Annotated in this window: 1 protein-coding gene and 1 pseudogene; both read left to right on the forward strand. The window is 76.8% G+C overall.

Annotation, left to right across the window (positions count from 1 at the left end; genetic code table 11):
* The coding region (locus AWZ10_RS35240) for an NEW3 domain-containing protein (protein ID WP_244172655.1) at window positions 1-1,627 on the forward strand (1,627 nt) is incomplete at its 5' end.
* A pseudogene (locus AWZ10_RS53135) lies at window positions 1,624-1,842 on the forward strand (hypothetical protein); the annotation flags it as partial. The gene AWZ10_RS35240 and the pseudogene AWZ10_RS53135, both read left to right, overlap by 4 nt.

Consider the following 1,842-nt stretch of genomic DNA (forward strand, 5'->3'; position numbering starts at 1 on the left):
GGGCGCCCGCCCCGAGGACGACGCGAAGGCCGTCGACGCGCTCGTCTCCGAACTGGACGGCGCGACCGTACGGGCCACCGCGGCCGGGGGTGGTGAGGCGCTGCCGCCGGGCGACACCTGGGACGGGCGGGGCTTCGCGATCCTCAACCGGGGCACCCCCGGCTGCGTGGTCACCACCTCCGGCGACCTCTACATGTCGTTGATGCGCTCCTGCACCGGCTGGCCCTCCGGCATCTGGGTCGACCCACCCCGCCGCACCGCCCCCGACGGCTCCGGCTTCCAGCTCCAACGCTGGTCCCACACCTTCGAGTACGCCGTCGTCGCGGGCGAGGGCGACTGGCGCGACCTGGACTGGCCGCGCCATGGACACGCCTTCAACCATCCGCTCACGGGGCGCCTGCGGGAACCCGACCATCCGCTCACCACACGGCTGCGGGAGCCCGCCGGGGCACCGGCCGGCCTGCCGAGGACCGTGGCCCTGCTGGCGCTGGAGCCCGAGGGCCGGGTGCTGCTGGACGCGCTGAAGCCGGCCGGGTCCCCGCTGGCCCGGGGCGGGACGACGCCGGTGGACCCGGCGCGCGGGGTCGTCGTACGGGCGCACGAGGTGGACGGGCGGCCGGTGCGGGCGCGGGTGACGGGCCCCTCGGCCTGGGCGGAGGGCAGTCGGGCGGATGTCCTGGAACGGCCCGGTGAGGCTCTGGCCCCCTGTGCGGACGGGGCGTTGGAGCTGGACCTGACGGGGTTCGAGGTGGCCACCGTGCTGGCCTCGCCGGTCACCGCCGCTCAGGCCTCGTGGTCCGGCGGGCCCCCCGCCGACGCCTCGTGGTCGCAGGGGCCCACCGCCGGCGACGCTCCGCCGTCGAACGGCTGCCCTGCCGAAATCCTCGGCGTCGCCGCGCACGAACCCGCCCAGCCCGTGCACACCCGGTACTGGCTGCACAACTCCGGTCCCGCGCCCCGGGGGAACATGCCCGTGGCCGTCTATCTCTCGCCGACCGCGCTGAGCGTGGACGGACCGGTCACCGCGACGGTCCGTGTCTCCTCCGAGCTGACCGACACGCCCGTGTCCGGCACGGTGGCCCTGCGGGTGCCGCCCGGCTGGAGCGCCGAGCCCACGCAACTGCCGTACGCGCTCGGCCCCGGCGGCTTCTCGCTCACCGAGGTCACCGTGACGCCTCCCCCGGACCCGGTGCCCGGCCGTCACTCGCTCGCCGCACGGCTGACGTACGGCGGGCAGACCTTCGAGGACGTGGTCGCCCTGGACGTGCCCGGTGAGGCGGCGCAGGGCGAGCCCGACGGGCGGACCGGGCCGGGTCTCGTGATGGAACTGGGCGTCGACCGGGTCGAGGTCCGCCGTGGTGGACGGGTGCGGGTGCCGGTGAGCGTGCGGAACACCACCCGGGGCCCGGTGAGCGGAACGCTGTGGGCGCTGTCGCCCTGGGGGACCTGGGCGGGCGTCGGACCGGGCCTCCAGGGCTTCGCCCTGGCCGCCGGGGAGAGCGCGGAATGCCTCGTCGAGGTGGACGGCTCGGCGGTGCCCCCGGGGTCGTACTGGCTGATGGCGAAGGCCGGCTGGCACGGCTGCGTGGCCTATACGGAGGCGGTCGTCCTGGAGGTGAGGCCATGAGCGGGCACCCGGCCCACGGCAGCCGAGCGGAGCCCGGCCACCACGCCCCGCCGCCCGGGCACTCGGCGTACACCGGGCAGGCCGGACCGGACGGCCACTCCGCGCCGGACGGACACACCGCCTCGCACCGACACCCAGAGCCGGGTGAACGCGCGGGACACGGCGGGCACGCGGGGCCGGGCGGGATCCCGGCGCACGGCGACCACGCGCCGCCG

The organism is Streptomyces europaeiscabiei (assembly GCF_001550375.1).
GTDB classification, from domain to species: Bacteria; Actinomycetota; Actinomycetes; order Streptomycetales; family Streptomycetaceae; genus Streptomyces; species Streptomyces europaeiscabiei.